Genomic DNA, 26,251 nt, shown 5'->3' on the forward strand with positions numbered 1-26,251 from the left:
TGCTGATTACCTCGCGTTGAGTGCTTCGCGCAGCGCTGAACTGCTGGCGTTGCGTACGCCCTGGGTAGTGGTAGACACGAGTTGCCGGAGCAGCTGGTTCTGCTCGGCGAGCAGAGCGTTGCTCTGCTGTACTGCGGCAGTGGTTTGCGTCTGAGCGTCGTTGTTCACGACCAGGTCGAACACGGCCCGGCTGAAGTTGTCCGGCAGCGCCTCGATGGCGTCTGCCAGCGCCCCCATGCTGGTGCCGTCCTGCTGATTGAGGTCTCCGACCTTCATGCCATCGATCAGGCCCGTCACGCGGCCGTACAGGCTGTTGTAGTCCTGTCCGCTGGCGTAGAGGTTGCGTCCGAAGCCCAGCGCCGCCTGAGCGGCCGCCTGTGCGGCGCTGGTGTCCCCACCGGACACCGCCCGCTCCAACTCCTTCATCGCCTCGCCCAGCTTCTCCTGGTCCGTCAGCGGCGAAAGGTCACTGATCGACAGGCCGTACTGCATGGCCTTCTTGTCCTTGTCGATCTGTGCCTGCAGCTTGCCCATGTTGGTGGCACGCAGCGCCTCGATCTTGGCCAGGTCTTCCGCGCGGGCGCCGGACAAGCCAAGCGCCTTAGCGTAGTCATTGGCCGACTTCACCTGCTGGCGATACGTGCGCTCGATCGACAACGCCTGCGACTGGTACTGCGTCAGGTTGGCCGTCATCAGCTGGGTGCTCACGTCGGCCATGAGGCTGGCGTAGTTGCCGAGTAGCCCGGTCACCTTCTGCACCTGGGTGGCCAAGTCCGTGCCGGCGACGCCGGCCAGGTCCTGGAAGTAGTCGACCGCCTTGTTGACCTTGTCGACATCCAGCCCGTTGAGTGCTCGGCCCAGCTCATCGGCATTGCCCACTGCCAGCGCGATCGACGCACTGAGCGCGGTGAACACGTCCGCCGACTCGAAGTAGCCGTCGAGCTGGCCACCGAACCCCGCCGCCTTGACCGCCTCGGTATACAACCGATTGGTCATCTCGGCGAGGTAAGCCTCCAGCTGCGCCTTGGCCTCGGAGGAGTCCGCCGACAACTGGAGCTTGCCCAGGTCTACCCGCACGCTGCCGAGCTTCTGGGTAAGGTCCACACCCAACTGCTTGGCCAGATCGGTCGCCGCGCCACGCACCTGCCGCGCCGCCATATCGAACGTGCGATCGATGCCAGGATCCAGCGCGCCGAACTGCGTCCACTTCTTGTCGCTGCGGAACAGGCCGCCCTTGGCCTTGATATCCGCATAGCTCTGGCCGTCGAAGCCGCCGAAGCCATAGCTGCCGGTGATGCCTTGGCCTGTGACCTTGGGCGCCTGTCGGCCGAACAGCTTGGCGTGGATGCTGGAGCCAGACAGGATTGAAGCGACCTTGTCGTTGAAGCCCAGGGCACGGAACCCCTTGTCGGCCAGCCCCACCGCACCGGCTGTGGCGATCTTGCCGGCCCAACTCTCACCGTTGGCGATGTTCCAGCCCTGATCGAACAGCTGGGCGTTCTTCATCATGCCGGCCACGATCCAGCCGATGATCGGCACCGCCGCAGCTGCCGAGCCGGCCGCACCAGCCCCTGCACCGGCACCCGCGCCGGCGCTCCCCCCGCCGATCAGCCCCGAGAAGCTGGAACCAGTCATTCCGGCCATGCTGGTCACGTCACCGAAGCCGCTCAGGGTCCCCGCTGCAGCCCCGGCCGAACGGCCGAATCCGAACAGACCCTGACCCTTGGAAAGCAGCCCGGCGACCGTACTCACGTTCTGGCCACCGGCCGCGGACCCGTTACCGCCGAATAGGCCCATCAGGCTCTGCAGGTTCAGACCTCCGCCCTGCCCATTCATCCCACTGAGGATCTGCGTCTGGATGGGGATCACGATCTTCTGCTGCAGGAACTCGCGAGTCAGGTCACGTAGCCCGCGCTTGGCGGTGTCCTTCAGATCGTCCCACAGGTTGTCGAATTCGCGCAGACCGCCAGCAACGAAGTCGGCCATGGCGTCGGCGGCATCGCCCACGCCGTTGACGACCACGCCGGCCCACGCCTCAACGTTGGCTGCGGCCTCTTCCACGCGCAACGACAGCTCGGCCGATGCTCGGGCCGCTGCTAGCATGGACCGCTCGTACGCCTCGTAGGAGGCTACGCCCTTCCTCCTCGCCAGCTCCTCCTTACTTCCCGCTGCCTCCACAGCCTTCTGCAGCTCCTGGCGCATGTCGCGCTCGTTCATCATCTGTCGTCGCGACAGTTCCCGTGCACGCCCGACCTTTCCAAGCATGGCAACTTCAGCATCCATCGTTGCCAGCAGCGACTCCGGGCTGGCCAGAGCCTTCTCCACCTCCGCCGCTACCTTGGAGTACTCAATAGCGCTTTGAGCCATCAGCACATTGGCGTCGGCTTGAGCAATGTTCCCTTTGGCCAGCAGGCTGTTGTACTCGGACATGTTACCGAGGTGCTTACCCATCGCCTCTGCCAATGGGCCCTGCATTGCCCCAGCAGCTTCCTGCGCTTGGCGACGGTATCGGGCAATCTCGTCTGCGCGGCGCTTTGCCTCTGCGTCAGCCTTGTCCCGAGCACTCTTGTCGATGTTTCCGGTTGGTCGATAGCCCACGGCGTCGGGCTTGAGTGCTGACTCCGGCAACGCCTGTCCGTTGTCGATTACAACAACAGCGTCAGCTAGGTCCTTCATGCGCCGACGTTTCAGCGCAGCGTCAACACGCACCAACTCTGCTTCTCGGTCACGGGCATACTTATCCCATGACTTGGCATTGGCTTCACTGTTCGTATTTCGGAAAAGCCCGCCCTCCCACCACGATGCGTTTCCGGCGCGCGCCCTGGCAGCGACGTCCTTTGCACCGGCAATCTGCTCCTCAATCCGCATCCGTTCCTGTATCAGGCCGTCGTAACTCTTATCACCTACGGGTTTGAAACCCTGCGCCACCAGAACAGAGAGGTTCCCAATCATCGACGCAGCCTCCGCTGCCTTTGTCGTGACTGTGGCCAAACCTTGGACGATCACCCCGAATCCCTGCCGGAAATCAGGGTCATTCAACAGCTCAGAGAAGTCGGACAGCGCCGGAATGATCTCCTCAGCTACGCTTACCTTCAGCCCCTTGAACGCCAGATCCGCTTCAAGTGTGACCTGGCGAAGACGCTCAGTTGCCTTGTTGGTTTTTCCATCGATGATGGCTCCCGCGGCCTGCGCGGCGTTACCCCATTGTTGAAACCCGGCGCTGTTGTTGCGCAACAACGGAATCAGCGCCGATGCGTCGCTGGCAATAGCCTCCATGTAGAAGGTCAACTCCGTCTGCGACAGATTCGCACGCTCCAGGCTCTTGAAGTAGAGGCCCAACGCATCCGGACCTGACAACTTTCGCATTTGCTCGGCGGTGACGCCCGTGCGCTTGGCGATGTTGTCGAAGAAGTCCGCCAAGGCGCCGCCGCCGGTTTGGACATAGTCGCCGATCTTGTCCTGAACATCCTTGAAGATATCCGCCAGCTTCTCGTGACTCATCCCAACAGAGTTGGCACCGGCCGCCATTCGCTGAAACTGTTCCGAAGTTGTCCCCGATAGCTTTCCGAGCTTGTCGTACTCCACGCCAAGATCGGCAACCTGTCGCGTCCACTGAACCATGGCGGCGCCACCAGCGGTGACACCAGCCGAGATGGCCAGACCGATCGCCGTGCCAGCACGGCGTGCGGATGCCTGCATGCTCTGCATCCGCTGCTCAAACTGGCGAGCGGTCTTGCCGCCATCGCGCTCAAACGATCCCGTCTTGAGCAGAAGATCAACAGTGAGGGTATACAGACTCATGGCTTCCCCAAAAAAAAGCCCGCTCTAGGCGGGCTTTGGATTCAAATCGGTTCTTTTCAGTCGATACAGACTTCCGAAATGTCCTTGTATGACATTCCTTTTGCCCTCAACTGATCTTTGAACTCATCACTGCACGGTGCCACCACTTCCGGCTTACTGCCGCCGCTTTTGCCGCTGCCAGTCATCCACTCAGGTTTCGCAACACTTTCCTCCAGGGTTCGTGCCACGAAGGACTCGGTGAACCCTTCCTTGCATGCGCTGTGCTTCGGGTTGTCCATGCAAAAGTTCCGGACCTCAACCGGAGGATCCCCCAGCCAAGGCTGCGCCACGGTGCAACCCCCTTCCCAAAAGAAGGGGCCTCGCTCGGGCGTCGAGATCAGGGTGTAATTGCGGAACCCAACGTAGCCGCCAAAGGCGTTCTTGGCGTTCAAAACGACGCACATGCGATAACCGCACACTTCGGATCGCCCAGGGTGCCCCCGCCTCATACAAGTCGCTTCGGGGCGCGATATCGCAAATCCGTACATGTTTGCCGGATCACGCATCATTCCACCGATAGACGTGAATGCGACTTCCACCGCCTCTCCATAGGTGGGAGGCTTGCCGTAGCCAGGCTCTTGCGATTGTCGCGCAGCAACTGGCAGCGCCAGAAAAAACAAGCCCATTAGGACCGCGTACTTCATCTTTCCTTGCCCCCTTTTTGACTCCAGGCATCATGCCAGCCCGAGTCAGAGGCCTCAAACGGCGGGTGCTACGAAGGAACCTCTTCGAATTCCATGTATCCCGAGAAGTACTGCCGGCTGATGTTCTCGGCACTGGGTAGCTGGGGCGGAAAGCCATAGAGAGCGGACCGCGCCGCCAGTGCAGGATCGAATGCCTTCGTGACCATATCCCGGTACTGGGGCACCACGCAGGAGCGCCGCCGGCCCGACAGAGCGGCCCCGATCGTCTCCCAATCCATGCCGCTGAGGCCGTTGCCGCGCACAACCGTCGTGGAGCGGCCCGACAGCGTGCAGGTCAGGCGGCGGTACAGCGCCCCGGGAACCGTATTGACCTGCCCGCCCTTGGTCCGGGCATGAACGCTGGCGTCGATAGTGGCCACGGCCCAGCCGTCCTTGATGCCAACGTCCACTGCCCGGAAGATCGCAATCTCGCCCACGTCCACGTTGGTGGCCGTGGTGGCGATCTCCACGGACACCGCCGAGACCAGGACGCTGGCCTGCGGAAACAGCCATGCGCAGACGCTACCGTCGGGCAGTCGCACAGTGGTCCCGGTCGCGCCGGCAGCGCTGACCTGCACGCCCGGCGGAATGTTGAGGCCGAGAATCGCGATGATCCCCGGGACGACAGCATCGGCCAGGGTGATCGTGATCGCCAGCGAGCTTGTGCGCCGGATCCGAGAGGCCCTGCCAGGCTTCCCGTCGAAGAGCGCCGAGCCCTGATCCGCACTGAGCCACGTGCCGCCGGTGAGGGTCACTGTCGTGACTGCCGGCATGCCATATCCAATCAACACGTCATCATCCCCATACCGTCAGCACCACGTCCCCCGTGGCTGGGTTGCGCTCTACCCGACGCACCAGCACTGGCTTGCCGTCCTCGAGGCCGTATCGACCGTAGGTAAGCCGACCGATCTGCCCGGGCAGCGGCGCCAGATCCTGATCACCACGGACGGCGAGCTGGTAGAAGTGGCGCTGCACCTGGTACATGCCCAGGACGCGCTCAATTTCCTGCTGCGCATCGGCCGCGTGCCAGAACAACGAGATGACCGGGTCCGCAGCCTCGGCACGCTGGTAGTGGGCGTGCAGCGGACCAGCACCATACACCTGCCCCCGGTAGAGGCCGGTCAGCTCATCGCGCCGGGACTGGGGCACGTCGACAACGTCGGTGACCAGGTCCGATGCGCCCAGCGCCTGGCCGTTGGGTCGGTAGGCCATGCGTCGGGTCAGGTTGGGAGCGTCATCGGGAACCATGACCAGATCAGCCGCCAGATCATCCTCCGACAGGTCGAAGGCGAACGCACCGGCATGGGCCTCGGGCGCGGTCACGCGGACAAAGCGCAACACGCCAGCAGGATCCTGATAGCAGCCGGCGCCGTAGCTGGGCAGGAGGGAATTCAGCGCTGCGCGGCCGGTGATGGCTGTGCCCGCGTAGTAGCCGATCCCCATGTAGCCCGTGGCTTGGTCGATCACCGCGCAGTCGCTGGCCGACCACGCCGCTCGGCCCAACCGGGCCATCACATCACCCACCGCCTGCTCCAGCCGCGCCGGCATCATGCCCGCGCCGATGCTGGAGGCGTCAACCACCACCGGCGTCACCGGTGGCGACTTCAGCAGCAGCTGTTGCCCGTCCGGCGCCTCGTTGTAGGTGTTGATCTCCATCAGGTCACCGCGGTCCATCACCGCATTGACGTAGACCCGGCTGTCAGCGACGAACATCGATGTTGCGTCCGAATTGGCGCCCATGGCCGGGATGCTGGCCACCGCGCCAATCACCACCGGCTGGGGCTTCCACGCCAGTGACGCGACATTCGGCAGGAACACGCCCCGGTTGATCGTCTCGTCCAGGTAGTCGTGCGCATCGCGCAGGTGCAGCGTCTTGGTGCCATCGTCGTTGGACTCGATCTGTTCGATCGCGCAACGGAAGGCTGGGACGGCGTCGGCCCGCATGCCGCTCTCGGGTGCCAGCAGGATCTGCACTGAACTGCCAGAAGCACCGGTGCCCGCCATCCCGTCCAGCAAACCTTCCGCATCGACCACGACGCACTCGGCAGCCGCTGCCTGGGACACCGGATCACCGCCCCACGGCCAGAACGCCAGCTCCTGAATCAGGTTGACGCCCTCGGCCACCAACCCCTCGTAACGGGCATTGGCCGGGCTGTCGCCGGGCGCGGACAGCCAGTCCACGTCGGCCAGCCGGGTCGGACTGACGGACGCAGTGGGCAACCGCCAGCCAGCGGCCGCCGCCTCGCTTCGCGGCCCCCACTGCCCGGCATTGACAGCCAGGCAGAGCCCGCCAGCCTTCGAAGCGCCCAGCGAAGCGGCGAAGAACAGCGGACCGGACAATTGCAGCTCGCGCACCAGGATCTGCGCGCCGTTGAGGTAGAGCCGCAGCTGGCGAGGGGTCGAGAACACCACCTGCAGCCCGACAATGTCGCCATGGGCCACTGTCGGAAGGCCCGTTGCGATCGCACCGCCCGCCTGCAGCAGGCGCCCGGCGGCGAGATCCCAACCGATACTGGCGAGGTCTGCACCCAACGCCTTGTTCATCGCTGCCGGGCCGGTGGCGAATCCTACGAGTGCTGCAACGGCGTCATCACCCCACACGGCAAACTCCACGCCCACCGTCCCGGCATCAAGGCTGAAGTCGGAACGCGCGTGACTGGCCAGCGTGGTGGCGCCAGTGGTGGCCAGGGTCAGCCCGCCATCTCGCGCAGCGAGTACCGGGCCAATGGGTGTAGCGGCGAACCGCCCGAAGGTGTCGGTCATGGTCATCCCAGTCCGTCGAACCAGTCCTGCGCCTCGTCCTCATCGGACCGTGGCACGAGGGCGTCGAGGTAGTGCTGAAAGGAGCGCTTGGTCCCGCCCTGGCTGTGCGAGGCGGTGATGTACGCGGCGAAGGCAGCGGGCTTGATGTGCAGGCTCACGGGGTCGATGGGGTTCCGCTTGTGGAACTCCCACCATTCCAGGAACTCGCGCCGTGACATGGTGGCCCGCAACTCCGAAACCGGCCGGTGCAGGTGACCGGCGAGGACCTTCCAGAACCAGTCCTCGCCACGCTGCCTTAGCCGTTTCCCGCGTCGGCCTGCGCCTGGGCGGCGGCGTCGCCGAACCCGGAGTGCTTCATGGCCACGCGCTGCAGTTCAGCAGCCACCAGCGGCTTGAGCTGGGCGGCCTGCGCCGCGTTCATGACCGGATTGCCGTCCTCGTCGCAGATGGTTGCCTCGATCAGCTTGGCGCGGTCGCCCTCGCCCCACAGCTTGCGGAACTCCGCATCCGGCAGCTCGCGCACGTGGAACTGTGCCTTGTCGCCGTTCGGCAGGGTGATCGTGTCGGCATGCACGTCCTTGGACGCGAACATGCCCAGGTCAGTGAACGACTGCAGGATGCTCACGGGCTGCTGCGGCTGGGTATCGGTGGTTTCGTTGGTCTTGCTCATTGGCCGTTTCCTTGAATGGCGACAGGGCGCGCGGGCCGCGCACGGCTAACACGCGGAGGATCCGCGCGCCCTGCCAAAGAGAAGGCCCACCGAAGTGGGCCGGGAGTGCAGAAGCCGTTGCCGCCAGTTACGGGCCAGCAGCAGGGCGATGCGTAGTGACTGCGCCGGAGCCGCGGATGGTGATCGTGGCCTTCCAGACGTCGTTGTCCTGGCTGGTCACCGCGAAGTTCTGGACGAAACCGTCGAACTGCTTGGACAGCACGTCAGTGGGCGGAGTAATTTTCCCTGAGGCTGCGGTCGGCTTCGCCGCCCCTTCGGTTTCCGACAGCGGCGCGGTCACCAGCCAGTTCACGACGGCACCGGTCTCATGCAGCTCTTCCAGCTTCTCGTGGTCGACGCTGTCGTAGATGATCTCGATGCTGGTGCTGCCGGTCTGCTTTCGGCCGGCGACGAACTGGTCCCAGTCGTCGTCGTAGTCGGAGATATCGATCTCCGACGCCTGGCCATCAGGGAAGCCAACCGAACGCAGGCGGGTCACCTTGATGACCTCGGCCGCGCCGATGGCGACGAACAACTGGGAGTGCTTCGACTTGATTACCTGTCCCATAAGGGTTTCCTTGCGTTGCGCCCGTCGCCGGGCATAGAAAAGGCCCCTTGCGGGGCCGGTTGGTTGCCGTTGTGTGGATCAGCGCAGCTGCAGGAGCCGCACGTCGAACGAAATGCCTACCGAATCCGTGCCGTCGCTGTCGGGCGTCGGGTTGTACGACTCGATGCTGCCCACGCGCTCCACCACATCGCGGATGGCGACGGCAACGCCGTTGGCTTGGCTGAGGACCTCACTCCACACGGTCATGCGGACCCGCCAGCCGTCAGCCGGCGGCGGATCGGACAGCATCGCGGTTGGCGAGCCGTTAACCACCTCCCACGTTGCGTAGGGGAGTGGCGTGTTCTGAGGCGCGCTGCCCAGGAACAGGCGAACGGGGTCGCCGAGCTGCTGCCGGACGGACGGATCGCCTTCCAGCAGCGATTGGATCGGGGGAACCATCATCGCCAGCCACCCTTCTTCAGTTGCTTGTCCAGCGCGGCCCAAGTTTCATTGATGATCACCTGTGCCGCTTCCGGCCCCTTGGCCTCACCGGCGGGTGTGAGGAATGGAGAGGCCCGCATCTTCTTGGTGCCGAACTCCACGAACCGCCAGTAATAGGCCCACCCCGCCTCCTCGTAGACCTTCCCAACGCGGCCACGGCGACGGTTGCGCTTGGTGTTGGCGTACTTGCGGCGGCGCCCAGTCTTGACGCCAACCGTGAAGTACTCACCGCCTTGGCCCACACCTGCACGCTGCCGGCTCCTGCTGTTGGCTCTGCGCGTCACGATCTGCGATGCCATGAACCCCGATTCTTTCGGCGCCCGGCGCCTAGCGTCGTCCCGGATGACATTGCCGCCCTTGCGCATGCCGGCCTGCACCGCCCTCCCTTGGATGGCCTTCGGGGCTTCCCGCAGCGAGCGCAACAGGCCATCCAGCCCCTGAATTGACACTTGCTCAGCCATTGCCCAACCCCGCTACGGCGATGATCGCCATCTCACTACCGTCGTTGCTCGGTGCAATGCTCTTGATCGCATAAGGCTTGCCCCGCTCGACAATGCGCCAAGTGGGCTCGACATGTCGCGGGAGCATGTCCCACCGGACCTGCTCGCGGTATCGCTCCGCCCCCGCGGCGATCGCCTCTGCCGTCGCGCTGAGCTGGTTCGTTTTCTTTGCCCACGCCTCGGCGACAAACTGCCATTCTTTCTTGGGCGGCCCGCCAAGCGGATCGCGGACGTCGACTGAGCGCTCGAAGCGGATCAAGTGACGGCGCTGCCCTGCTGAAGTAGCCATCAGAATCGCTTCCTGTACCAAAGCAGTCGTGACACACCGAGGGCAATCTCAGTGGTCAGCTCACCCAGGGCGCTGCGGTTCTCCGCCCAGCTGCCGACTATCAGCAGAACCGCCTGATGCACGTCCGCCGTTAGCGCCATCTCGTCCTCGCTGGACGGTTCACCCTCAACCAGACGGCGATCGCAATGCATCTCTACGTGCACGAGCGCCGCGGCGATGTACGTCTGCAGGAGTGCGTCGCTGATTTCATCGACAACGCGGCACTGTTCGCGGACAAGCTCAAGGTCGAGGGTGATCGCCATTACTCGGGATCCTTGTTCTGGGCTTCGGCCAGCACCGCTGCCAGGCGAGCAGCCCCCCAGCGGCGATCGAACTCGACGCCGGCGGCCTCCAGCTGCTGGATCAAGAGCGCCCTTTCATCAGCGCCGACCGGATCGATTGCCGGGCTGCCGGCCACGGCGCCGGGCGTGCCAGCTTCAGCGGACGCAGCACCATCGCCCACCGGTGCGCCTGCACCTGGAACTGCGTCGGTGCTGGTAGTTCCGCCCACACCGTCGCCCTCGCCCGCCTTCAGTTCGCTGGGCTTGGCCGGCTTCGTCTCCTGGGGTGCGGCACCTTCGTGGACCTGTACCACCAGGCCCTTGCCGACCAGCGCGTGTCCGTATTCCGGATCCACGCCGTCGAACACGTCGCCAGCCTTCACATCGGCCGACTCGGCGTTGAGCTTCGGGGCGTCGCCGCGGAAGCCCCATTGAGCTTTGATCTTCATGTTCCTGCTCCGTATCGAAAGAGAGAGGCCGGCGCGTGGCCGGCCTCGTTCGGGATCAGCGCGCTATCACGCCTGCGGCTTGAAGCGGCCCTTCACGAATGCCTCGACCCGGCGCTTGGCCAGGCCCAGGCGCTCTTCGACCAGCAGCACGCGCTGGTTCTTCACGAAGTCGTCGTTGATCAGGCCGACCTTGAACAGGAAGCTCATGCGGTCGTAGATCGTGGCGCCGCGCTGGAAGTTGGCGACCAGGAACTCGCCACCGGTGGTGGTGCCGTCGCCTTCGTCCATGCTGTCCGAGGCGACCACCGGCCGGCCCCACAGGATCGGGGTCACGAAGCCCTGCAGGTTGGCGAACAGGTAGCGGTTCTGGCTGTCCTTCTCCAGCTCGATGTTCATCCAGTCCAGCTCGGTCATCACCGTGGCGTCCGCCGACAGCTTCGACTGCTTGCGCACCTGGTAGATCGCGCGGCGGACGGTATCGATCGAGGTGTCGCTTGCCTTCGAAAGGTCGGCATCGAACAGCGTGGCGTCAGTCATCAGGCCGGGCAGGTTGTTGCCCAGGCCGTCGCCCTTCAGGATCTGGACTTCTTCTTCCAGCTTCAGGTCGTAGCGCAGCAGCTGCTGGAGGTAGCCATACATCTGCGGTACGTCGTCCAGGGCTTCGTCAGTGACCGGAATCCAGACCGCCAGCTTCTTCACCAGGTCGGTCTTCTGCTCGAAGGTGACGTTGCTCTGCGGCTTGGTCCCGCCTTCGCCGACCGGGCCAGCGCCGCGGGTGTGCAGCTTCTCGCGGAAGTAGGTGTAGCTCTGGCCGGTGACGGAGATCGACGGGATCATGTCGCGGATGCGCAGTTCCTGGCGGATCCCCGGCTGGATGGTCGGGTCGTAGTTCGGCACGACGATGCCGGCGCTGGTGACCGCCTTGGTCTCCTGCATGGACGCCAGGTCGTCCTTCTTGATCTCGATCTCGGCCGCCGACTTCTCACGGCCCTGCAGCGCCTTGTACTCGTCGTTGCCCTTGATGAAGTCGATGAAGCCCTTCTTCGTGCCGGGCTGGTTGCCCAGGCCGATGCCCTTCTCTTCCAGCTTCAGGACCTTGTCGACCACTTTCTGAATGTCGTCGGTAGCGGTCTGGATCTGCTTCTTCAGGTCGGTGGTGACCTGGTTTCCCTTCTGGATCTCTTCGGAGGCGGCGTCGTACTTCTTCTGCAAGCCGGCGAAGCCGTCCTTCAGCTGCTTTTCCAGGCCCTCACGGATATCGCTGATGTTCTCGCTCATTGGTGCATTCCTTTGAAAATGGATTCGATGGATGTGCCGAGTTGCTGCAGCTGCTTCACGGTCTCCGTGTCCCCAATGCCACCGTCTCGGTGGATCGCAGGAAAGCCGAGCGAGGCGACGGCCGCCGCCTCTTTCTGGGACAGCCCCATGCGCTCGCGCAGGGCCGATTCGAAGGCGCGAACGTCGGACTTGACGCTCATCACCTGTGCTTCCGGGTTCATGCCGAAGGGGACGACCGAGGCCTCCCACAATTCAGCCTTCTTGATGACGCGCACCCGCCGTCCCTCGCGGGTTTCAATCGCGTCCTCCAACGTGTTGAAGCCGACTGACATTTCGTCCAAGGTGCCGGCCTTCATCAGCTCGTAGGCGTCCTTGGCGTAGCTGACGTTGAGGTTGACCTTCCCCTTCAGGTGCAGGCCGTTGTCGTCCTGCTTGAACTCGGCATCGCCGATCAACCGCGTCAGGTTGTGGTACAGCGCCAGGCGCAGTCGGCCAGTGCGGGTCGTCTTCACCTTGACGAAGGCGCCGGGAAGGATCAGGTCCTCGCCGAGATCCACGTTGTTGAACACCGAGGCATAGCCTTCGAAGTTGCCGGAATCGTCTGCCGCCTTGACCTCGAACGGGCAGGAGTACTTGCTAAGCATTGTCGGGATCTCCCCTTGGGTCGTCGTTGCTGGAATCGGGCTTGTTGCTGGTCCACCGGGTGACCTGGTTGTATTGCTCGCCATCGAGCACAGGCAGGTTCTCTTTCACCCGAACCTCGTTGATCGTCATCCAGCCCGAGCCGCCAGAGCCGCCCAGGGCGGTCTTGTAGTAGGTCGACCGGGCACCGCTGTCTGCGCGCAACAGGCCCTCTACGACGGCCTCAACGAACATGTCGCCATCGGCGAACAGCTTGTCGTTGATCTCGCTCTCGATGGCATCGAGGTAGGGCTTCAGGCCGAAGGTGACGAAGCCGCTGGTCTGCTGCTCCAGATTCGAGCCCAGCACCGACGTGGAGCGTGCGCGGTTGGTCAGGTACAGCGGAACACCCCAGATGCCGGCAAGCGCCTCCTCCTGGAACTGCTGCGATTCGATGAACTGGCTGTCTTTCTGGGTCAGGCCGGCCGGGGTGATCGTCGGCCCGCCCTGCAGGATTGCCATCTTGCCGAGGTCGTCCACGTCGCCCTGACGGATATCCGGCAGCTTCGCCTTGATTTGCGCCTGCTGCTCCTTGGTCAGGAAGCCCGGATAGATGATGTATCCGCCGGTGAAGCCACCCTTTCGCATGAACCGAGCTGACCAATCTTGGGCAGCGCGCGCCAGGCCGATGGTTTCAGCTTGGTACTCCACCGGTGACAAGCCAACGATTCCGTCCGGACTGAACAGCTTGAAATGCAGCATGTTCTGCGGCGATACCGGAGTCTCGCTGCCGTTGATCGTTGCCCAGTAGATCAGTCCGTCGTCGGTGTCGATGCGGACGCTGTCCACCGGCAGCGGAATAAGCCCGATCCAGTCTCCTTCGTCGTCGCGTTGGATGATGGCGAAGGCATTGCCGCGCAGCGCCATGTTCACCACAACCGCTTTGATTAGGTCCAGCCACTTGATGAAGGGGTTGGGCTTGCTCAGCAGACGCAAGAGCCGTCGGCGCTGCGGGCTGCTTCCCTTGACCAGCGCTCTCAGGCCGTTCTTGTCCTCGTAGAGCTTCCAGGGCAGCCCCGCGGCCGACTCGGACAGGACTTTGACGCAGGACCACACGATGCTGACGGTCAACGCCTTCTTGGGCGTCACCCGGACGCCGGCCTTCGTGCCTCGGCCACCGGTGGATAGGTCCACCTCCACGTAGTTGCCCGTGGCAGGGTCGTCGTACCCGAAGAACCGCCAGCTCAGCGGGTTGTACCAGCGAAAGGTAGTCATCCGATCAGTCCAAAGAAGCCGTTTTCCAGGTAGTCGTCGATGCCGCCGGCGTCCGGCGGCATGGCGTGTGCCGCACCGATGGCCATGCAAAGGGCCACGGCGGCGTCGATCTTGTTTGCCGACCTGGCCTTCGACAGCCAGCTGTTGCCCCAGCGGTCCGATTCGATGACGGCGGACATGATTGCGGACACCAGAACGGGGTTCCGGCGCAGGCGCAGGCGGCCTTCCAGCAGCGCCTCCTCCAGCAGGCGTAGCGATCCGGGCATCCACATGCCTTCGGGCGCCGGCTGTCCCGACTGTTCTGCGGCCTCGACCGCGGCCTCCAGAGGCTTGCCCTTCTTGCAGCCGCCCTGCGGGTGCTCTGCGAAGGTCACCGACAAGCCAATGTCGTTGACCTCTTCCTCGAACCTGCGGAACGCGTAGCGGTCGTACGCGACCAGCTGCACGTCATACCGGTTGTCGTACTCGGCCATGACCTGGGCCACATGCCGGAAGTTGATGGCCTGCCCTTGTGGCGCGTGCAGGTATCCACCGTTGACCCACGTGCGGTATGGCAGCTTGTCCTGCAGCTGCCGCGCGTCCAGCGTGTCGCCGGGCGTCCAAGCCTCAATCCAGGCGTCGAATGTGGGCTTCTCGATGACGAGCTTCTCGCCCTCGACTTCAACCTCCACCGGCACTGTGCCGGTCTCCACCACCGCCGCCATCGCGGTGATATCGCGAACCTGCGACAGGTCGAGGCCGAGGTAAACCTTGCGACCCTCATGCACGCGCGGGTCGAAGTCGGCCAGCGCCGGTTCCAGCGTTGGGCGCGTCATCCAGGCGGTCTCCGCATCGGTCCACACACAGAAGTGCAGACGAAGAATGCCGTTCAGTGACCCGGGGATGGCCTTGGCTTGCGCCACCACGTCCGCCAGGTACTGCTCGGCGATAGTTACCCCCAACAGGGGATTGGCCTTCGCCCAGCAGCTGGGATCCTCGAGCGGGTCGTCCCCGTCGTCCAAGCTGCACACGTAGCTGAAGGTGCGGTCATCGATCACGTCACCAACGAAGGTCGGATCGTTCACCGCCTCGGTGTGGCCGGCGGCGACCTTGACGGCATGCTCGTGCTCCTCCCAACACACCGAGGTCCGGTCGCTGCCGGAGTTGGTGATCATGAAGAGCAGCGGCTCGCGGCGGAACTTGAAGCCGCGCTCCAGCATTTCGATGATTCGGCGGTCGGGAAGCTCGTGCACCTCATCGACCAGCACGAAGAACGGGCGGGGACCGGAACCGGTGCGCCCCGTATCGCGCGAAACCGGGCGGAAGAAGCTCGCGCTGGCGTGGTGGGCCATGCTGAATTCCCGGCCCTCACCGCCAGCGAACTCGATTCGCTTGGCCAGGAGCGGCGACTTCTTGACCATCTTCACCGCATCGGCGAACAGGATGCCCGCCTGGTCCTTCTTCGCCGCCGCTGAGTAGATCTGTGCGCCGGCCTCGCCTGCGGCAGTCATGCCCAGCAGACCCAGCCCGCCGGCCAGCGGGCTCTTTCCGTTGCCCTTGCCTTGCTCGATGTACGCGCGGCGGAACCGGCGAAGGCCGTCTGCACCCTTCCAGCCGAAGAGCGAGCCGATGATGAACGCCTGCGAGGGGTGCAGCTCGAACTTCCGTCCCTCGAACTGGCCCTCGGAGAGCATCAGCACGTTCTCGAAGTATCGGAATGCGTACTCGGCAGCCTCGTGGTCAAAGTAAAGGCCCCGTTCGGGGCCTTCGATCAGATCCTGCAGGTGGCGACGGCAGGCGTTGCGCACATGGGGGCCGGCAACGATCCGGCCAGCCACCACATCCAGCGCATACGCCTTAGTGCGGTCGGCCGGAGCTGGGGCCACCGAAGAATTCTTCGCCCTGGTCGTCTTCGTCACCGCCATGCGAGACCTTCGATTCATCCACAGGTGTGGCGCCCAGCTTCGAAAGGATCGAGCTGACCGCCTGGGTTGCTGAAACGCCGAATTCGGCTTTTGGGTCTTCCATCCGCGCCGTCCAGAGGCACGCCAGGCGGAGCAGCACCCGGTGGCTGGAATTGAGCCAGGGCATTTCCGATGCGAATTCCTTCCACGCCCGCTTTTCGGCCGCTGTCATGGTTTTGAACGGCTCGCCCAAGGCGCGCGTACCTTTTGGCCTCTTCCTCCCGGCATGCCGGCCTGGATTCTTGATGGCGGCGCCGCTTGTCGCAGCCTTCGCGACGGGCAGTCGGGGCCTTGGCATGAATTCCTCGGGAAAATGCGGGTTTTCTTGGCGGGGATGGCCCGTTCGAGGGTCGTCCCGTGAATTGTGGATACGCGTGTTTGGGGGGGCGCTCGGTCTAGGAGCCGGCCGACGTCATAAATTCGCCCCCCCTACCCCCTCGACGTGGAACGTCGGGCCGTGGAACCGTCAGTGACCTATCGGCCAACCGTCGTTGTCGCACCCGCGAACCTGCGCGGCGCCGCGCTCCAGTCGCGCCTGGTCGCTGCTATGGCAGTTGGCACACTGACTGTCGAAGGGTCCTGTCCAGAACATCTCCTCCGTCTCTCCGGCGGGATGGCCGTTGGTGTGGTTGCACACCGTGGCGACCGTGACGTGGCCTCTGGCCTTGCACCTGCTGCACAGCGGCTCACGCTCCAACTGCGCCTTGCGCGTGCGTTGCCAGCGCGCGGTGCCATACAGGTGCGCGAAGGCGCTGCCGCCTGTTTGTCGGGTCCTGCCGCGGCGCGGGGTAGCACCTGCAGCCATCAGTACGGTTTCCCGTCCAGGTCGACTCGCTCTGGCTCGGCACCTTCGTCTTGCACCGGTGCACCGGCTTCCTCACCCAGCAGCTGGGCCACGGCCTGCACCAGCAGCCCCACGTGCATGGCCAGTTCGGCGATCTGCTTGCCCTGCTGCTCAATGACCCCAACCAAGCGATCAATGCGTGCATCGCTGCAACATTCAACACGCGAAGCCAGCGACGAGGCCGCAGCGTAGCGCGCGACCTGTTCTGGGCTGAGCACCGTGTCCCGCGCGCTAACCAGTGTGGCGTCCATCAGTAACCCTCGTTGTTTGCAGCACCAGGCCGCGGCGTATCCACCGTTCAACCCGGTCCCAGTCCGGCTCCATTCCCGTAGCCCGCGCGAACCACATAACTGCGGCGAGGTAGCAGCGAAGCCACCACCGCATGCGCACCCTTGCGTGCACTGTCGAAACCATCAGAACTCCTCTACTGCCCAGCCGCCGCCGTCGCGCTTGCGCCTGACCTTCACAGCAAGGAAGCGGAACGGGTACATGGCGGCGGCAATCTTGATCTTGGCCCTGGCATCGTCCTGCCAGTGGCCCTTCACTTCGTGGCAGGCCATGACACCGTCGGCCTCCAGCACGGCAAAGTCCGGCGTGTAGAAGGTGTTGTCCGCCAGACGCAGCTTCAGGCCCTCGAACTTGTGCCAGAGAATCTGACCCGATGCCTGCAGCGCGCGCAGACGCTCGGCATAAGCCGCCTCGGTCTTGTTCATCTCGCCGGTCTTCAGCCGGCCCAGCGCGAGCATGCGGCGTTCCGCCTTGCCTCCGGGAGCCATCACAGGCACCCCATGCTGATCCTCAGTACGCCTCGCGCGTCGTAAACGTCCCAACGGCCGTCCCGGTACTCAGTCCGCCCACCTGCATGGCGAATGGTCGTGGCTCCGCCACCAACCTCCACCGGCACCGCGCCGTCCGGGGCCAGCACCTTGAAGCTGTCAGCAGTCACTGGCGCGGTAGCTGCGGCGGGCGCCAAGCGAGCTACGAAGGCCGGAACCGCTGCAATGACGGGGACGGCACCCAGCGCGCGCAGGAATCCTCGCCGGTTCATGCTGCAGCCTCGCCGGGGAACAGGGGAATGACCACCTGCGCCTCCAGCCTGGCCAACTCACGATGCAGCCCAGCCTTCTCGCGCTTCCGGTTGTTCATCAGGCGCGACCCATAAGATCCCTTGGCGGCGGAGTTCTTCTCTTCCAGCTGGACAGCCTGCAGCTGATACCAAACAGACAGCGATTGGACCACTCCGGCACGCCGTGCCTCACTGAATGCCTGAACAAGCCTCACCTTGAGGTCCACGACCCTCTGCGTGTTGCGCGACAAAGACAGCAGGAAGTAGCACTGATCTTCATTGAGCAGCGCAACCTCGCGTGTCTGTTGGCCGCCACTGGTTTGAAAGGGTTGGATTTGAAATCCGACCCTTCCCAAGCGCTCAAACTCTTTTCGATAGCGCCGAACGAGCTTGATGCTGCTTTCATGCGCTACACCGAGGTTCTCGGCGATCTGCGCACTATCAGCGCGCGCCTCACCATCGGCGGTTGCCAGCTGAATGACATTGGACATGCCTGCTCCTCCTGATCTGCCTGAAGAGGAAGCGCGGCCAGCCTGTCGGGCAGGTCGACAGACGTTCGGTAGCGAACCTAGGCCGCGCTTGAAACGAGAAACCCGGCACTTAGCCGGGTCTCAATGTGTTCTGGGTTGGAATTCGGTTTCCCGACTATTTGCGGTCCGCCGCTATCACTGCTTGGCCGGCACGGACGTGGTTGTCGGCGTCGCGGCCGATTTGAACAGCAGCTCCCGCAACCTCTGCTCGTAGTTCGGCGTGCGCATCACGTTCGACGGCGCCGGCGACGGCTTCGGACAGGCGAGCGGTATTGCAGGTGGCGAGGTCGTCGCGCAACTGGAGACGACCAGCGCGCAGGTCAGCCACAACAGCAGCAGGGACGGTCTCGGCCGCAGCGCGGTCTTCTTCATGCTTCGCTCCAATGGCGGCCAGCGTCTCGGCCTGAGCGTGCTCGGTGGCACGGGTCTGGTTCACCTGAGCGGCGACCGCCTCGGCGCCGGCGGCGCGCTGGGTGGCCTCCCTGCCCTCTGCCCGGTCACTGCGCCAGGCCCAACCAACGCCGACCATGGCGCCGGACCACAGGACAAAGACGGCGACTGCGATGGCGATGCGCTTCACGACCGGCCCTCGCACATCCGGCGCTCAGCTGCTCGGCGGTTCACCAGGCCCTGCACGCGCTTGCCACCGGCGTAGACCCAGCGGTCCAGCTCCGGGCACCAACTCGCGGCGGGCTGGCCAGCGTTGATCCGCCCTACCAGCGTCGAACGGCAGGCAGCGCCCACGCCCACGTTGTAGGTCCAGCTGAGCAGCGCCGCAGCCTGGTGGGGCTGCAGTGGCACGCGGATGCATGCCTGAATGCCGGTCAGGTACTGGCCCAGCCGACTGTTCAACTTCTCGGCGCACTCCTGCTCGGTGTAGACCGCCCTATCCGGGCGGCTGGTATCGCCGTAGCAGTAGGTGACAACGCCGACCATGTCGACATAGGGAGTCGGCGAGTAGCCCTCCCATGGCTTCACCAGCGCGGCCGCAGCCAAAGCAATGACGGCGGCGGCGCTGCTACCGATGATTTTGGCCTTCATGCTCGCGCCCTCTGCCGCCACTCGCGAACCCAGCGCCAGCCGAGGTAGGCGATCTGGCCCACGAGATAGACGATGGTCAACACCACCACCACACGGTCTAGATCCGCTCCCGCAGCGACGGCGCCGGCAACGGTTACCGGCGGCGCGGCCTTGGCCACCGCGCCGGCCGCGGTGCTGATGATCTCGTCTTTCATGGTGGCCCCGTGACTTGTCCGGTTCGGCATAAGCCCCTCCCGGTTGATGGGTGCCCACCCCTGGCGCCGGCTGGGCACGAGAGTTTGTCCGGCTGGGACGCGGGCAAAAAAATAGCCCCGACCTGAAGTCGGGGCGTACTCTGCAATGCTGAGAAAAGTACACAAGAAGGTGCGGGACTAGCTATCCCGCACGCGTTTCGCACTTAGGGCTTGAGGTACTGATCCCAGTACTGGCCGTAGTAGTCGGGATAGGTGCCGTTGATCAGCAGCTGCGACTTAATCTTGTTGATGAGCGAGTCGATGTTGTTGTCACCGATGAACTGCTCGTAGAAGGTGAAGAACACGTTGTTGACGTTGCCACCTCCCACGAACACGTCGTATCCCTGATGGCCGAGCAGATGGTATGTAATCAGGTTGTTGACGATGGCGGCGGCTTCGATTGTGAGATTCCCATCGATGTAATTTGCCCTGGTCGTCGGATCTACAGAGATCTGGCCCAAGGTCAGGTGGTGTCCCAGCTCGTGAACTAGACTGCCCAGCAACAATCCGCTGTTGTACCCGTAATACTCTTCGCCGCTCGCTGCGTCGACATATGACTGTTTCAGATAGATCGTCTTCGTACTGGGATCATAGGTCGCTGCATTGCCACTCTGAGTGTTTGCCACCACTTGGATCTTGAGACCGTTGTCCAGCGCTTTGGCCCAGCTAATCGCCTCCTTGCGACTCATGAAGGCCGTATCCCGTACTGTGCGAGGCAGCTTCTGGAACTCGGCACTGTTTCGGAGCTTTGCCTCAGCGGCATCTCGCTCCGGATCGGACGGAACTTCATCATCGGGCTCAATCGGCCCTTCCGAGAGCTGAAGACCATCGCCATTGAAGTCGCCCTTGTACCCCTCCATTGCCGTGACAAAGAGGCTCGCCATCGAGCCACCGATGTTCTCCATCTTCGGCGGCGGCAGAGCGGGAACGGGAGGTAGGGTCGGGATCTGATCGCCAAACGGGCGGATGTTCGTGTTCATGTAGTGAGCTCCTAGTTTTGGAAACGAAAGAGCCCCGACCAAAGGCCGGGGCTCGTCTGCACCTATCGCGATCAGTGCGTGAACTTGGATCTAATGAAGTGATCCTCGCGATGCTAGGAAATCTAGTTGTCACCCTGCGGGAGGCTCAATCCCGTGGTTTTGGGCTAGGCCGCATGTCTGCTCAGCGCGCGCGCAAGCTGATCTGCCGCTGTCGCTTCGGCAGCACTCATCCGATCGAACATCCACTCGTACACGACTCTCCACTTGGCGCGGTACGTCGATTCATCTCGTCCGATCAGTGCAGCTCGCTGTCTGTCACTCACCTCGGCAACACCCTCACCTCCGCACTCTGGACAGACGAGAAGATGCTCTCCCGCTACGCGCTTCCCGACGCCACCACAGCTTCTGCACGCCCCCTTTGAGGTCAATTCCTGCACGATGGCTCCGGCCAAGGTAGGGAGAGACTCCAAGGTTGATACCGGCCAACATTTCTTTTTGAGAGACTCAAGACGATCTCGGCAGCGTTCTCGATACTGCCTCTGTTCCAGAGTCGTACGGCCGACCCAGCCAACACATACTTCGGCAAGTCCGAAGTCCGTACGTGCATCAGCGAGCTCTTGCAGCTGTCGTTTGAACTCAGGAACCACGAGCGCAACGACCTCGTCTCTCAGCCTCATCGATCCCCTGCATGAATCCGGCCAGTAGCATGTCTCAAGCAATTCTCGTCCCAGGCCTGGGGGCACCATTCCGAGCGCCGCAGCAATGTCCTGAGCAGTCAGATCCGGCCGTCCGCTACCGCCGCCACCGGCAACGTCTAACTTCGTCGCCGTCGGGCCCATCCGGCTTGCCAACAGTTCGCGTGCCTTGCTCGTCCTCATGCGCCTTCCCCTTGGTGGTTTGCTCGTGCAGCGCGCGATCGCGCCGGATTCTTGGTTGCGTTCATCAGACCGCCGCGGGACCAGCCGGCTCGGCCGCATAGTGCGTGATCGCCGGGTTGTCCCCGCGCCAGCTCCCGAACACCGGCCGCCTGCTCACCGAGTCCCACAGCATCAGCCGCGTGCCGTCCTGGGGTGCTCCAGCGATCAGCTGCCAGGCCTGTGCCACTGGAACGCGAGTGTTCCACGCGATGGCCAGGTCGATCTCTGGCCCCTCTGCAAGCTGAGGCTCCAGCACTTGGCAGAAGCTGCAGCGCATGCGCAACCACGGAACATCTCCGAAGATCGAGTGCTCCTCATTGAAGGTTTCCAGCTTGGCTACGCCGCCGCAGAACGGACACGGCTTCAACGCGGCGGCGGTCATGCTCGCTGCTCCCAGCTTGCCGTCAGGCGCTGAACCTGCCCACCACGCGCCTTGAACTGCTCCACCGTCTCGGCCGGGCCGGTCGCGTTCTTCGCCGGTTTCAGCCGCTTGGGTCGGGAAACGGTGTTGTGGTCCATCCGCCGCTCACGTGGGACACGCTGGGGGTTGATCCTCGGCGCCATGGCCTTCGTCTTCTTCATGCTGCCGCCCTCAATTCGTTCACGCAGGTCTGGTTTGCAATCAGCTCGTCGTCGGAGCCGTACGTCTCGTGGAAGGTCCGCGAGCCATCCATCAGGCTCGGGCCGTAGATCTGGCGCATCGTCGCGAAGGTGTTCCCCTCCAGCGGATACCGCATGTGATGCCACTTGCAGAGGCCATAGCCCTCCGCGTGGCCCCGCCGCACGTTCCCGCTCTTGGCGTGGTTGTAGTCGCAGCCATAGACCACCAGCTCCGGCTCCAGCAGGCCCTGCATCTGCAGCGCCAGGCAGGCCATGCACGGGCCGGTCTTGGCCAATTCGATGCGGGCCGACTCTTCCTTGTTCGGCGGTGGTGCTTTCGACCACATCAGCGCAGCTCCGGGATCGGGCCGGCATAGCGGGTGATCGGGATCTGGCGCATCCCATCGCGCCACACCCGGGTGCCACGGGTGGCGTACAGCACCAGCGGCTTGATCCCGTACCCATAGGCCAGATACCAGCCTGCCACCGCTACTGGCTCGGACACCGGGCGCACCTCCAGTTCGACGTGGTCCTCCCTCATGCCGCGGCGTCCTGAGCGGAACCGAGCAGCTCTGCGATCTCGGCCAGCCGCTTCCGGGCGCGCTCGCTCGCTTGCGGACTCGTCTCCACTCGGCCAGCCAGTAGCGCAATCGGATTGAACGCGGGCGTGGCCGGTGGCAGCGACAGGTAATCAGCGACCTGCTCGTGCGCCAGGCGGCCGGCTGCCACCGCTTGCTGCAGCGCTGCGTCCCGTGCGCCGGAGTCATGGCCCAGCGACGGCTGGTAGACGGCACAGCCGCCTACAGCGCGCGCCTCCTTCACCAACCGGGTATAGACCTCCAGGAATGCAGCCCGGCCTGCGATCTTGTCGCCGGCCTCCACCAGCGGCAGCGCCGCGGTCCATGCGTCCCGGGTCTGCACGGTCCACACCAGCGTCACCGCCTCGTCAGCGGCGCGGATGGCCACGGCCCAAGCTTCGTTGGGTGCCGGGTGTCCGTCGTCGATGCGCTCCATGATCGCGGCGAGGCTGAGCTTGCCTTTCACCTCTCGGCGGCAGGCAGTCAGCGCGTTGGCCAGCACCTGCAGCGGATAGGTCGCCAGATCGGTGACCATGTAAGCGGCAGCGGCCGGGCGGATCTGCTCGCCCATCACCTCGGCCGTGGCCACCAGCATTTCGACCAGCCTGTCCTGATCAGCATCACTAAGCATTCGCGTTCCCCTTCAAGCGGCGCAGCAGCGCCTTGGCGTCGTCGGCCGCGTTGGCATTGGCCTGCGTCTGGTCCTGCTGCCGGGCGCTGGTGTCGGTCACCTGCCGCCCGGTCGCCCACTGCGTGCGGTACGCCTCGGCCCCGGCCAGCAGCACGCCCAGGTCGTGCATCCGCTTCACGGCGTAGTTCTCGTTGACGCTCAGGAACCAGCCCGCCACCTGCGGCGCCTCTTCCCGGCCCAGCCGCTTCACCAGATCCCGAACGTTGGTGTTGACCTTGGCGTTGCGAACAGGGTCCACACCGTGGCGGATACGGTAGGCAGCCCGGTAGGCGGCCCACGTCGCCTTGCAGGCCAGCTGCATCTGCTCCTCCAGCTCCGCCTTCGTCGGCGGCGTCGCCACCGGCGGCGCAATTGGCGGTTCATCTGACGGTTCAATGGGGGTTATATGACGGTTAGGCGGCACGGGGCGCACCTCCAGACCTGCGCCCGGTGCATCCCCTCCTGCAGCGGGCGCATCCCCACCTGCACCGGGCGCACCCCCTGCATGGGGCGCAGCACCTGCGCCCGGTGCAGTACCGTTCTTTCCAGTCTTGCGGGTGCCCTTGGACGGCGCAGCTGCAGCGTTGAATTTGGCCGGCGTAACCGAATAGACCGTGCTGCTGTTGAACCGGCGATCGCGCGCCAGCAGGCCTACGGCCTCCAGGTGATCCATGGCGCTGCGCACAGCGCGCGCCGACATGCAGCAGCGCGCGGCGATGGTGCCGACCGCCGGCCAGCACACGCCGTCGTCGTTCGCTTGGTCAGCCAGCGAGATCAGCACAGCCTTCTGCGTCACGCTCAGGCCCTGCAGCGGCCAGCACTGCGACATGATGATGGTCGACATGTCAGAGCCCCAGCGTCATGTTTTCGCCCGGCGCCACCGGCCACCAGGTGCACGCAGGCTTGCCGGTGGTGGCGCACGGAGCGGTCGGCCCACGCCAGATGCGCCCCTCTCGGGCCAACTCAGGCAGACGGCGGCCCAGCATGTGGCGGTCCAGGCCGGTCAATACCGAGAGATGCAGACTGCTGTGGCCGGGATGGCGGGTCACAACGGCCTCTGTCTTGGCGTGCTGGACGCGCAGCGCCCCGGTGGCGACAAGGTCAGCAGCGGCTACATGGCTGCCACTGGGATCGGTGGAACGGGCCAGATGGCTCATCGGGCGGTCTCCAGTCCCATGGCGCGAATCACCGCCTTGCGGAACGTCAGTGCGCTGATGACCAGGTCGTCGGTTTCGTTGATGATCTTCTGACCGTGGGGGCGGTCCTTCTCATCAATCACGCCATCGGCGACTGCGGGGCTGACCGCCGCGCAGAGGTCGCCAAAGTCCTTCATCAACTGCCCAACGCCTACGGTATCGGCGGACGTTTCGATGGCGTCCATGCGGATCGGCAGGATGCCGCGACGGCGCCCCAGCGCGCGCTCACAGTTGCTGCGGTACGGCTCCGGCAGGCTCATCACCCAGGCATCTTCGAGATCGGCCGGCAGCGTCTTGACCACGCCGTCGAGGTAGCGGCCGAGGATCTGGCCGTTGTGCTTCTTGTCGGCATCGCCGTCCCCTTCCCCACCGAGGGTGATGCGGAACGGCACTTCGCGGTCGTCCTGCGCATACATCGACAGGTACTGGTCGGCCACCACCATGGCGAAGCTCCGGCGGTTGGTGCCGGTATCGCGCAGCATCTGCTCGGTGAATCCGTAGATCACCGTCTGGCGCTTGGGCAGGAAATGGGGCTTGGGCTTCATGACAGGCTCTCAGGGGTGGCGCACGATGGCGCCATGGAGATCAACAACTCAGGGACGACGGCCAGGGATGGCCTTTCAGGCGGTGTCGACCGGGGCGATGCGATTCGCGTCGGGATCATCGTTCGCGGGCTCAGCAGCGGCCTGGGGCTCAGCGCCGAGCAAGCGCTGTATCTGCGGCAAGGCGGGCAGAACGCCCTCCTCTGGCCATGCCGCGACCTCTTCGAGAGGGAGCTGCAGCAAGGTGGCCAGGTGTTTGTCGCTGGCCATACCGAGCTTGGCGCGCAGCGCGCGCTTACTCATGCGGCTGTCAACCAGCTGGCGGACTGCTGCAATGCTGGACCCCACAAAGACTTCCGGCCGCAGCAATTCGAGGAACTGCCTGCGCGCTGGAGGGATTCCACTGGCACGCCACTCACTGACGGACGGCGGCTTGATGCGGCAGATGCGGGCCACCTCGGTGGTGCCACCCAAGCGGTCGATGATCTCGGAAGCAGTAAGGTTGTCCATGCCGCCAAGATTAGGACTAGCTAATGCTTCAGTCAATAGCCAGTCCTAATTCAATTGTCGTTAGCCTTTCCTAATGACTACTCTTGCCGAACGTTTGACGCTCGCAATCGAGCACGCCCAGCTGACCAAGGCGGAACTTGCCCGCCGTGTCGGGATCTCCGCGCCCAGTGTCAACGGCTGGTTCAGCGGCAAAGCAAAATTCCTCCGCGGCGAGAACCTGCTGGCCGCCGCCAAGGCCCTAGGCGTGAACGAGACGTGGCTGGCCACTGGCAAGGGACAGATGCAATCCGGCACGGATCCGATTGAATGGATCTCGCCAGTCCGAGAGATTGAGACGCCGCCCGGCTATGTTCGCTTCGACTTGTTTGAAGGGGGTGCAGGGATGGGTGCAGGGATGGTCAACCAGGACTACCCAGAGGTGGTGAAGACCATCGAGGTCGCAGAATGGGAAGTTCGCAGGAAGCTCGGTTACCTACCCAAGCCAGGCAGGATCCAGATCATCACCGGCCGCGGGCCGTCGATGCGGCCCAAGCTCGAAGACGGCGACATTGTCTGGATCGACACCAGCTGCGACTACTTCGACGGCGACGACTACTACCTGATCAACATCGGGGGCGAGACGCAGATCAAGATGCTGCAGAAGCGCGGAGACGGTCTCTACGTGGTCAGCGTCAACACTGACTTCCCGGCGTATAGGCCAGATCCTGGCGATGTAAGCATCCTGGGTAAGGCGCTGATCCACGCAGGTCTGCGGAAGTTCTAAGTAGCGAGGAAATTCCCACTACTGACCCAATTTGGGACAACAAAAAAGCCCCGCCGAAGCGGG

Annotated in this window: 34 protein-coding genes; 1 reads left to right on the plus strand and 33 read right to left on the minus strand. The window is 64.1% G+C overall.

Annotation, left to right across the window (positions count from 1 at the left end):
• Positions 1-6: 6 nt before the first annotated feature.
• The 33 genes from QRO95_RS08515 to QRO95_RS08675 form a co-directional block, all read right to left on the minus strand.
• Complete coding sequence (locus QRO95_RS08515) at positions 7-3,801, minus strand: phage tail protein (protein WP_285302282.1); 3,795 nt, start codon at positions 3,799-3,801, stop codon at positions 7-9.
• A gap of 56 nt (positions 3,802-3,857) precedes the next feature.
• Entirely contained in the window at positions 3,858-4,484 is a 627-nt protein-coding gene (locus QRO95_RS08520) for a hypothetical protein (RefSeq protein WP_285302283.1), read from the minus strand.
• Between the two features lie 68 nt (positions 4,485-4,552).
• Positions 4,553-5,296 (minus strand): hypothetical protein, encoded by a 744-nt coding sequence (locus QRO95_RS08525; protein WP_285302284.1) that lies wholly within the window; start codon positions 5,294-5,296, stop codon positions 4,553-4,555.
• Positions 5,297-5,318: 22 nt separating this feature from the next.
• Positions 5,319-7,286, minus strand: a complete 1,968-nt coding sequence (locus QRO95_RS08530) for a hypothetical protein (protein WP_285302285.1) — start codon at positions 7,284-7,286, stop codon at positions 5,319-5,321.
• A gap of 2 nt (positions 7,287-7,288) precedes the next feature.
• Complete coding sequence (locus tag QRO95_RS08535) at positions 7,289-7,504, minus strand: hypothetical protein (RefSeq protein WP_012511474.1); 216 nt, start codon at positions 7,502-7,504, stop codon at positions 7,289-7,291.
• A 77-nt stretch (positions 7,505-7,581) separates the two neighbouring features.
• Complete coding sequence (locus tag QRO95_RS08540) at positions 7,582-7,956, minus strand: hypothetical protein (RefSeq protein ID WP_285302286.1); 375 nt, start codon at positions 7,954-7,956, stop codon at positions 7,582-7,584.
• Positions 7,957-8,083: 127 nt separating this feature from the next.
• Positions 8,084-8,563: a hypothetical protein gene (locus QRO95_RS08545; protein WP_285302287.1), complete on the minus strand. Its 480-nt coding sequence runs from the start codon at positions 8,561-8,563 to the stop codon at positions 8,084-8,086.
• 78 nt (positions 8,564-8,641) lie between these two features.
• A complete protein-coding gene (locus QRO95_RS08550) occupies positions 8,642-9,004 on the minus strand; it encodes a DUF3168 domain-containing protein (protein WP_285302288.1) in 363 nt (120 codons plus the stop codon).
• On the minus strand, positions 9,001-9,504 hold the full coding sequence (locus QRO95_RS08555; RefSeq protein WP_285302289.1) for an HK97-gp10 family putative phage morphogenesis protein: 504 nt from the start codon (positions 9,502-9,504) through the stop codon (positions 9,001-9,003). The genes QRO95_RS08550 and QRO95_RS08555 overlap by 4 nt, the downstream gene beginning before the upstream one ends.
• Complete coding sequence (locus QRO95_RS08560; RefSeq protein ID WP_164136024.1) at positions 9,497-9,832, minus strand: head-tail adaptor protein; 336 nt, start codon at positions 9,830-9,832, stop codon at positions 9,497-9,499. Before QRO95_RS08560 ends, QRO95_RS08555 begins: the two co-directional genes overlap by 8 nt.
• Entirely contained in the window at positions 9,832-10,134 is a 303-nt protein-coding gene (locus tag QRO95_RS08565) for a head-tail connector protein (protein ID WP_285302290.1), read from the minus strand. The genes QRO95_RS08560 and QRO95_RS08565 overlap by 1 nt, the downstream gene beginning before the upstream one ends.
• The gene (locus QRO95_RS08570) at positions 10,134-10,601 is read right to left on the minus strand and encodes a hypothetical protein (RefSeq protein ID WP_285302291.1); all 468 of its coding nucleotides are present in this window, start codon (positions 10,599-10,601) and stop codon (positions 10,134-10,136) included. The genes QRO95_RS08565 and QRO95_RS08570 overlap by 1 nt, the downstream gene beginning before the upstream one ends.
• A gap of 66 nt (positions 10,602-10,667) precedes the next feature.
• Positions 10,668-11,879, minus strand: coding sequence for a phage major capsid protein (locus QRO95_RS08575; protein ID WP_285302292.1), 1,212 nt, complete (start codon positions 11,877-11,879; stop codon positions 10,668-10,670).
• Positions 11,876-12,523 (minus strand): HK97 family phage prohead protease, encoded by a 648-nt coding sequence (locus QRO95_RS08580; protein WP_285302293.1) that lies wholly within the window; start codon positions 12,521-12,523, stop codon positions 11,876-11,878. Before QRO95_RS08580 ends, QRO95_RS08575 begins: the two co-directional genes overlap by 4 nt.
• Positions 12,516-13,775 carry a phage portal protein gene (locus QRO95_RS08585; RefSeq protein WP_285302294.1) on the minus strand — a complete coding sequence of 420 codons (1,260 nt, stop codon included), beginning with the start codon at positions 13,773-13,775 and terminating at the stop codon, positions 12,516-12,518. The genes QRO95_RS08580 and QRO95_RS08585 overlap by 8 nt, the downstream gene beginning before the upstream one ends.
• Positions 13,772-15,640 (minus strand): terminase large subunit, encoded by a 1,869-nt coding sequence (locus tag QRO95_RS08590; RefSeq protein WP_285302295.1) that lies wholly within the window; start codon positions 15,638-15,640, stop codon positions 13,772-13,774. The genes QRO95_RS08585 and QRO95_RS08590 overlap by 4 nt, the downstream gene beginning before the upstream one ends.
• Complete coding sequence (locus QRO95_RS08595; RefSeq protein WP_285302296.1) at positions 15,612-15,911, minus strand: hypothetical protein; 300 nt, start codon at positions 15,909-15,911, stop codon at positions 15,612-15,614. The genes QRO95_RS08590 and QRO95_RS08595 overlap by 29 nt, the downstream gene beginning before the upstream one ends.
• A gap of 611 nt (positions 15,912-16,522) precedes the next feature.
• Positions 16,523-16,813 (minus strand): hypothetical protein, encoded by a 291-nt coding sequence (locus tag QRO95_RS08600; protein ID WP_285302297.1) that lies wholly within the window; start codon positions 16,811-16,813, stop codon positions 16,523-16,525.
• A gap of 162 nt (positions 16,814-16,975) precedes the next feature.
• The gene (locus QRO95_RS08605) at positions 16,976-17,308 is read right to left on the minus strand and encodes a DUF1064 domain-containing protein (protein WP_285302298.1); all 333 of its coding nucleotides are present in this window, start codon (positions 17,306-17,308) and stop codon (positions 16,976-16,978) included.
• A gap of 298 nt (positions 17,309-17,606) precedes the next feature.
• Positions 17,607-18,119 carry a Rha family transcriptional regulator gene (locus QRO95_RS08610; RefSeq protein WP_285302299.1) on the minus strand — a complete coding sequence of 171 codons (513 nt, stop codon included), beginning with the start codon at positions 18,117-18,119 and terminating at the stop codon, positions 17,607-17,609.
• A 154-nt stretch (positions 18,120-18,273) separates the two neighbouring features.
• Positions 18,274-18,738 (minus strand): lysis system i-spanin subunit Rz, encoded by a 465-nt coding sequence (locus QRO95_RS08615; RefSeq protein WP_285302300.1) that lies wholly within the window; start codon positions 18,736-18,738, stop codon positions 18,274-18,276.
• The gene (locus QRO95_RS08620) at positions 18,735-19,199 is read right to left on the minus strand and encodes a lysozyme (RefSeq protein ID WP_285302301.1); all 465 of its coding nucleotides are present in this window, start codon (positions 19,197-19,199) and stop codon (positions 18,735-18,737) included. Before QRO95_RS08620 ends, QRO95_RS08615 begins: the two co-directional genes overlap by 4 nt.
• Positions 19,196-19,393: a hypothetical protein gene (locus tag QRO95_RS08625; RefSeq protein WP_285302303.1), complete on the minus strand. Its 198-nt coding sequence runs from the start codon at positions 19,391-19,393 to the stop codon at positions 19,196-19,198. Before QRO95_RS08625 ends, QRO95_RS08620 begins: the two co-directional genes overlap by 4 nt.
• Before the next feature lie 203 nt (positions 19,394-19,596).
• Complete coding sequence (locus QRO95_RS08630; RefSeq protein ID WP_285302304.1) at positions 19,597-20,412, minus strand: hypothetical protein; 816 nt, start codon at positions 20,410-20,412, stop codon at positions 19,597-19,599.
• 942 nt (positions 20,413-21,354) lie between these two features.
• Positions 21,355-21,711 (minus strand): Lar family restriction alleviation protein, encoded by a 357-nt coding sequence (locus QRO95_RS08635; protein ID WP_285302305.1) that lies wholly within the window; start codon positions 21,709-21,711, stop codon positions 21,355-21,357.
• Entirely contained in the window at positions 21,708-21,911 is a 204-nt protein-coding gene (locus QRO95_RS08640; protein ID WP_285302306.1) for a hypothetical protein, read from the minus strand. The genes QRO95_RS08635 and QRO95_RS08640 overlap by 4 nt, the downstream gene beginning before the upstream one ends.
• A complete protein-coding gene (locus tag QRO95_RS08645; protein WP_032129813.1) occupies positions 21,908-22,276 on the minus strand; it encodes a Ref family recombination enhancement nuclease in 369 nt (122 codons plus the stop codon). Before QRO95_RS08645 ends, QRO95_RS08640 begins: the two co-directional genes overlap by 4 nt.
• Complete coding sequence (locus QRO95_RS08650) at positions 22,276-22,470, minus strand: hypothetical protein (protein WP_032129812.1); 195 nt, start codon at positions 22,468-22,470, stop codon at positions 22,276-22,278. Before QRO95_RS08650 ends, QRO95_RS08645 begins: the two co-directional genes overlap by 1 nt.
• Positions 22,467-23,102, minus strand: coding sequence for a hypothetical protein (locus tag QRO95_RS08655; RefSeq protein ID WP_285302308.1), 636 nt, complete (start codon positions 23,100-23,102; stop codon positions 22,467-22,469). The genes QRO95_RS08650 and QRO95_RS08655 overlap by 4 nt, the downstream gene beginning before the upstream one ends.
• 28 nt (positions 23,103-23,130) lie before the next feature.
• On the minus strand, positions 23,131-24,021 hold the full coding sequence (locus QRO95_RS08660) for a helix-turn-helix domain-containing protein (protein WP_285302309.1): 891 nt from the start codon (positions 24,019-24,021) through the stop codon (positions 23,131-23,133).
• Position 24,022: 1 nt separating this feature from the next.
• Complete coding sequence (locus QRO95_RS08665; protein ID WP_285302310.1) at positions 24,023-24,334, minus strand: winged helix-turn-helix domain-containing protein; 312 nt, start codon at positions 24,332-24,334, stop codon at positions 24,023-24,025.
• Positions 24,331-24,918, minus strand: a complete 588-nt coding sequence (locus QRO95_RS08670; protein WP_107432088.1) for a hypothetical protein — start codon at positions 24,916-24,918, stop codon at positions 24,331-24,333. Before QRO95_RS08670 ends, QRO95_RS08665 begins: the two co-directional genes overlap by 4 nt.
• Positions 24,919-24,993: 75 nt before the next feature.
• Entirely contained in the window at positions 24,994-25,425 is a 432-nt protein-coding gene (locus tag QRO95_RS08675; protein ID WP_285302311.1) for a hypothetical protein, read from the minus strand.
• A gap of 73 nt (positions 25,426-25,498) precedes the next feature.
• On the opposite strand from QRO95_RS08675, the gene QRO95_RS08680 reads away from it, so the two are divergent.
• Positions 25,499-26,188: a S24 family peptidase gene (locus tag QRO95_RS08680; protein WP_285302312.1), complete on the plus strand. Its 690-nt coding sequence runs from the start codon at positions 25,499-25,501 to the stop codon at positions 26,186-26,188.
• Positions 26,189-26,251 lie beyond the last annotated feature (63 nt).

Origin of the sequence: Stenotrophomonas maltophilia group sp. Smal13, assembly GCF_030236855.1 — a bacterium.
GTDB classification, from domain to species: Bacteria; Pseudomonadota; Gammaproteobacteria; order Xanthomonadales; family Xanthomonadaceae; genus Stenotrophomonas; species Stenotrophomonas maltophilia_A.

Bases quoted from the DNA above. Each gene is read 5' to 3' on its own strand.
- QRO95_RS08625 (WP_285302303.1), bottom strand. From the start codon at position 19,393: ATGAAAGACGAGATCATCAGCACCGCGGCCGGCGCGGTGGCCAAGGCC.
- QRO95_RS08555 (WP_285302289.1), bottom strand. From the start codon at position 9,504: ATGGCTGAGCAAGTGTCAATTCAGGGGCTGGATGGCCTGTTGCGCTCG.
- QRO95_RS08525 (WP_285302284.1), bottom strand. From the start codon at position 5,296: ATGCCGGCAGTCACGACAGTGACCCTCACCGGCGGCACGTGGCTCAGT.
- QRO95_RS08675 (WP_285302311.1), bottom strand. From the start codon at position 25,425: ATGGACAACCTTACTGCTTCCGAGATCATCGACCGCTTGGGTGGCACC.
- QRO95_RS08530 (WP_285302285.1), bottom strand. From the start codon at position 7,286: ATGACCGACACCTTCGGGCGGTTCGCCGCTACACCCATTGGCCCGGTA.
- QRO95_RS08620 (WP_285302301.1), bottom strand. From the start codon at position 19,199: ATGAAGGCCAAAATCATCGGTAGCAGCGCCGCCGCCGTCATTGCTTTG.
- QRO95_RS08580 (WP_285302293.1), bottom strand. From the start codon at position 12,523: ATGCTTAGCAAGTACTCCTGCCCGTTCGAGGTCAAGGCGGCAGACGAT.
- QRO95_RS08630 (WP_285302304.1), bottom strand. From the start codon at position 20,412: ATGAACACGAACATCCGCCCGTTTGGCGATCAGATCCCGACCCTACCT.
- QRO95_RS08565 (WP_285302290.1), bottom strand. From the start codon at position 10,134: ATGGCGATCACCCTCGACCTTGAGCTTGTCCGCGAACAGTGCCGCGTT.
- QRO95_RS08560 (WP_164136024.1), bottom strand. From the start codon at position 9,832: ATGGCTACTTCAGCAGGGCAGCGCCGTCACTTGATCCGCTTCGAGCGC.
- QRO95_RS08645 (WP_032129813.1), bottom strand. From the start codon at position 22,276: ATGTGGTCGAAAGCACCACCGCCGAACAAGGAAGAGTCGGCCCGCATC.
- QRO95_RS08535 (WP_012511474.1), bottom strand. From the start codon at position 7,504: ATGTCACGGCGCGAGTTCCTGGAATGGTGGGAGTTCCACAAGCGGAAC.
- QRO95_RS08520 (WP_285302283.1), bottom strand. From the start codon at position 4,484: ATGAAGTACGCGGTCCTAATGGGCTTGTTTTTTCTGGCGCTGCCAGTT.
- QRO95_RS08575 (WP_285302292.1), bottom strand. From the start codon at position 11,879: ATGAGCGAGAACATCAGCGATATCCGTGAGGGCCTGGAAAAGCAGCTG.
- QRO95_RS08680 (WP_285302312.1), top strand. From the start codon at position 25,499: ATGACTACTCTTGCCGAACGTTTGACGCTCGCAATCGAGCACGCCCAG.
- QRO95_RS08640 (WP_285302306.1), bottom strand. From the start codon at position 21,911: ATGAAGAAGACGAAGGCCATGGCGCCGAGGATCAACCCCCAGCGTGTC.
- QRO95_RS08650 (WP_032129812.1), bottom strand. From the start codon at position 22,470: ATGAGGGAGGACCACGTCGAACTGGAGGTGCGCCCGGTGTCCGAGCCA.
- QRO95_RS08660 (WP_285302309.1), bottom strand. From the start codon at position 24,021: ATGTCGACCATCATCATGTCGCAGTGCTGGCCGCTGCAGGGCCTGAGC.
- QRO95_RS08570 (WP_285302291.1), bottom strand. From the start codon at position 10,601: ATGAAGATCAAAGCTCAATGGGGCTTCCGCGGCGACGCCCCGAAGCTC.
- QRO95_RS08545 (WP_285302287.1), bottom strand. From the start codon at position 8,563: ATGGGACAGGTAATCAAGTCGAAGCACTCCCAGTTGTTCGTCGCCATC.
- QRO95_RS08670 (WP_107432088.1), bottom strand. From the start codon at position 24,918: ATGAAGCCCAAGCCCCATTTCCTGCCCAAGCGCCAGACGGTGATCTAC.
- QRO95_RS08635 (WP_285302305.1), bottom strand. From the start codon at position 21,711: ATGACCGCCGCCGCGTTGAAGCCGTGTCCGTTCTGCGGCGGCGTAGCC.
- QRO95_RS08540 (WP_285302286.1), bottom strand. From the start codon at position 7,956: ATGAGCAAGACCAACGAAACCACCGATACCCAGCCGCAGCAGCCCGTG.
- QRO95_RS08550 (WP_285302288.1), bottom strand. From the start codon at position 9,004: ATGATGGTTCCCCCGATCCAATCGCTGCTGGAAGGCGATCCGTCCGTC.
- QRO95_RS08665 (WP_285302310.1), bottom strand. From the start codon at position 24,334: ATGAGCCATCTGGCCCGTTCCACCGATCCCAGTGGCAGCCATGTAGCC.
- QRO95_RS08600 (WP_285302297.1), bottom strand. From the start codon at position 16,813: ATGGACGCCACACTGGTTAGCGCGCGGGACACGGTGCTCAGCCCAGAA.
- QRO95_RS08655 (WP_285302308.1), bottom strand. From the start codon at position 23,102: ATGCTGGTGGCCACGGCCGAGGTGATGGGCGAGCAGATCCGCCCGGCC.
- QRO95_RS08605 (WP_285302298.1), bottom strand. From the start codon at position 17,308: ATGCTCGCGCTGGGCCGGCTGAAGACCGGCGAGATGAACAAGACCGAG.
- QRO95_RS08585 (WP_285302294.1), bottom strand. From the start codon at position 13,775: ATGACTACCTTTCGCTGGTACAACCCGCTGAGCTGGCGGTTCTTCGGG.
- QRO95_RS08610 (WP_285302299.1), bottom strand. From the start codon at position 18,119: ATGTCCAATGTCATTCAGCTGGCAACCGCCGATGGTGAGGCGCGCGCT.
- QRO95_RS08515 (WP_285302282.1), bottom strand. From the start codon at position 3,801: ATGAGTCTGTATACCCTCACTGTTGATCTTCTGCTCAAGACGGGATCG.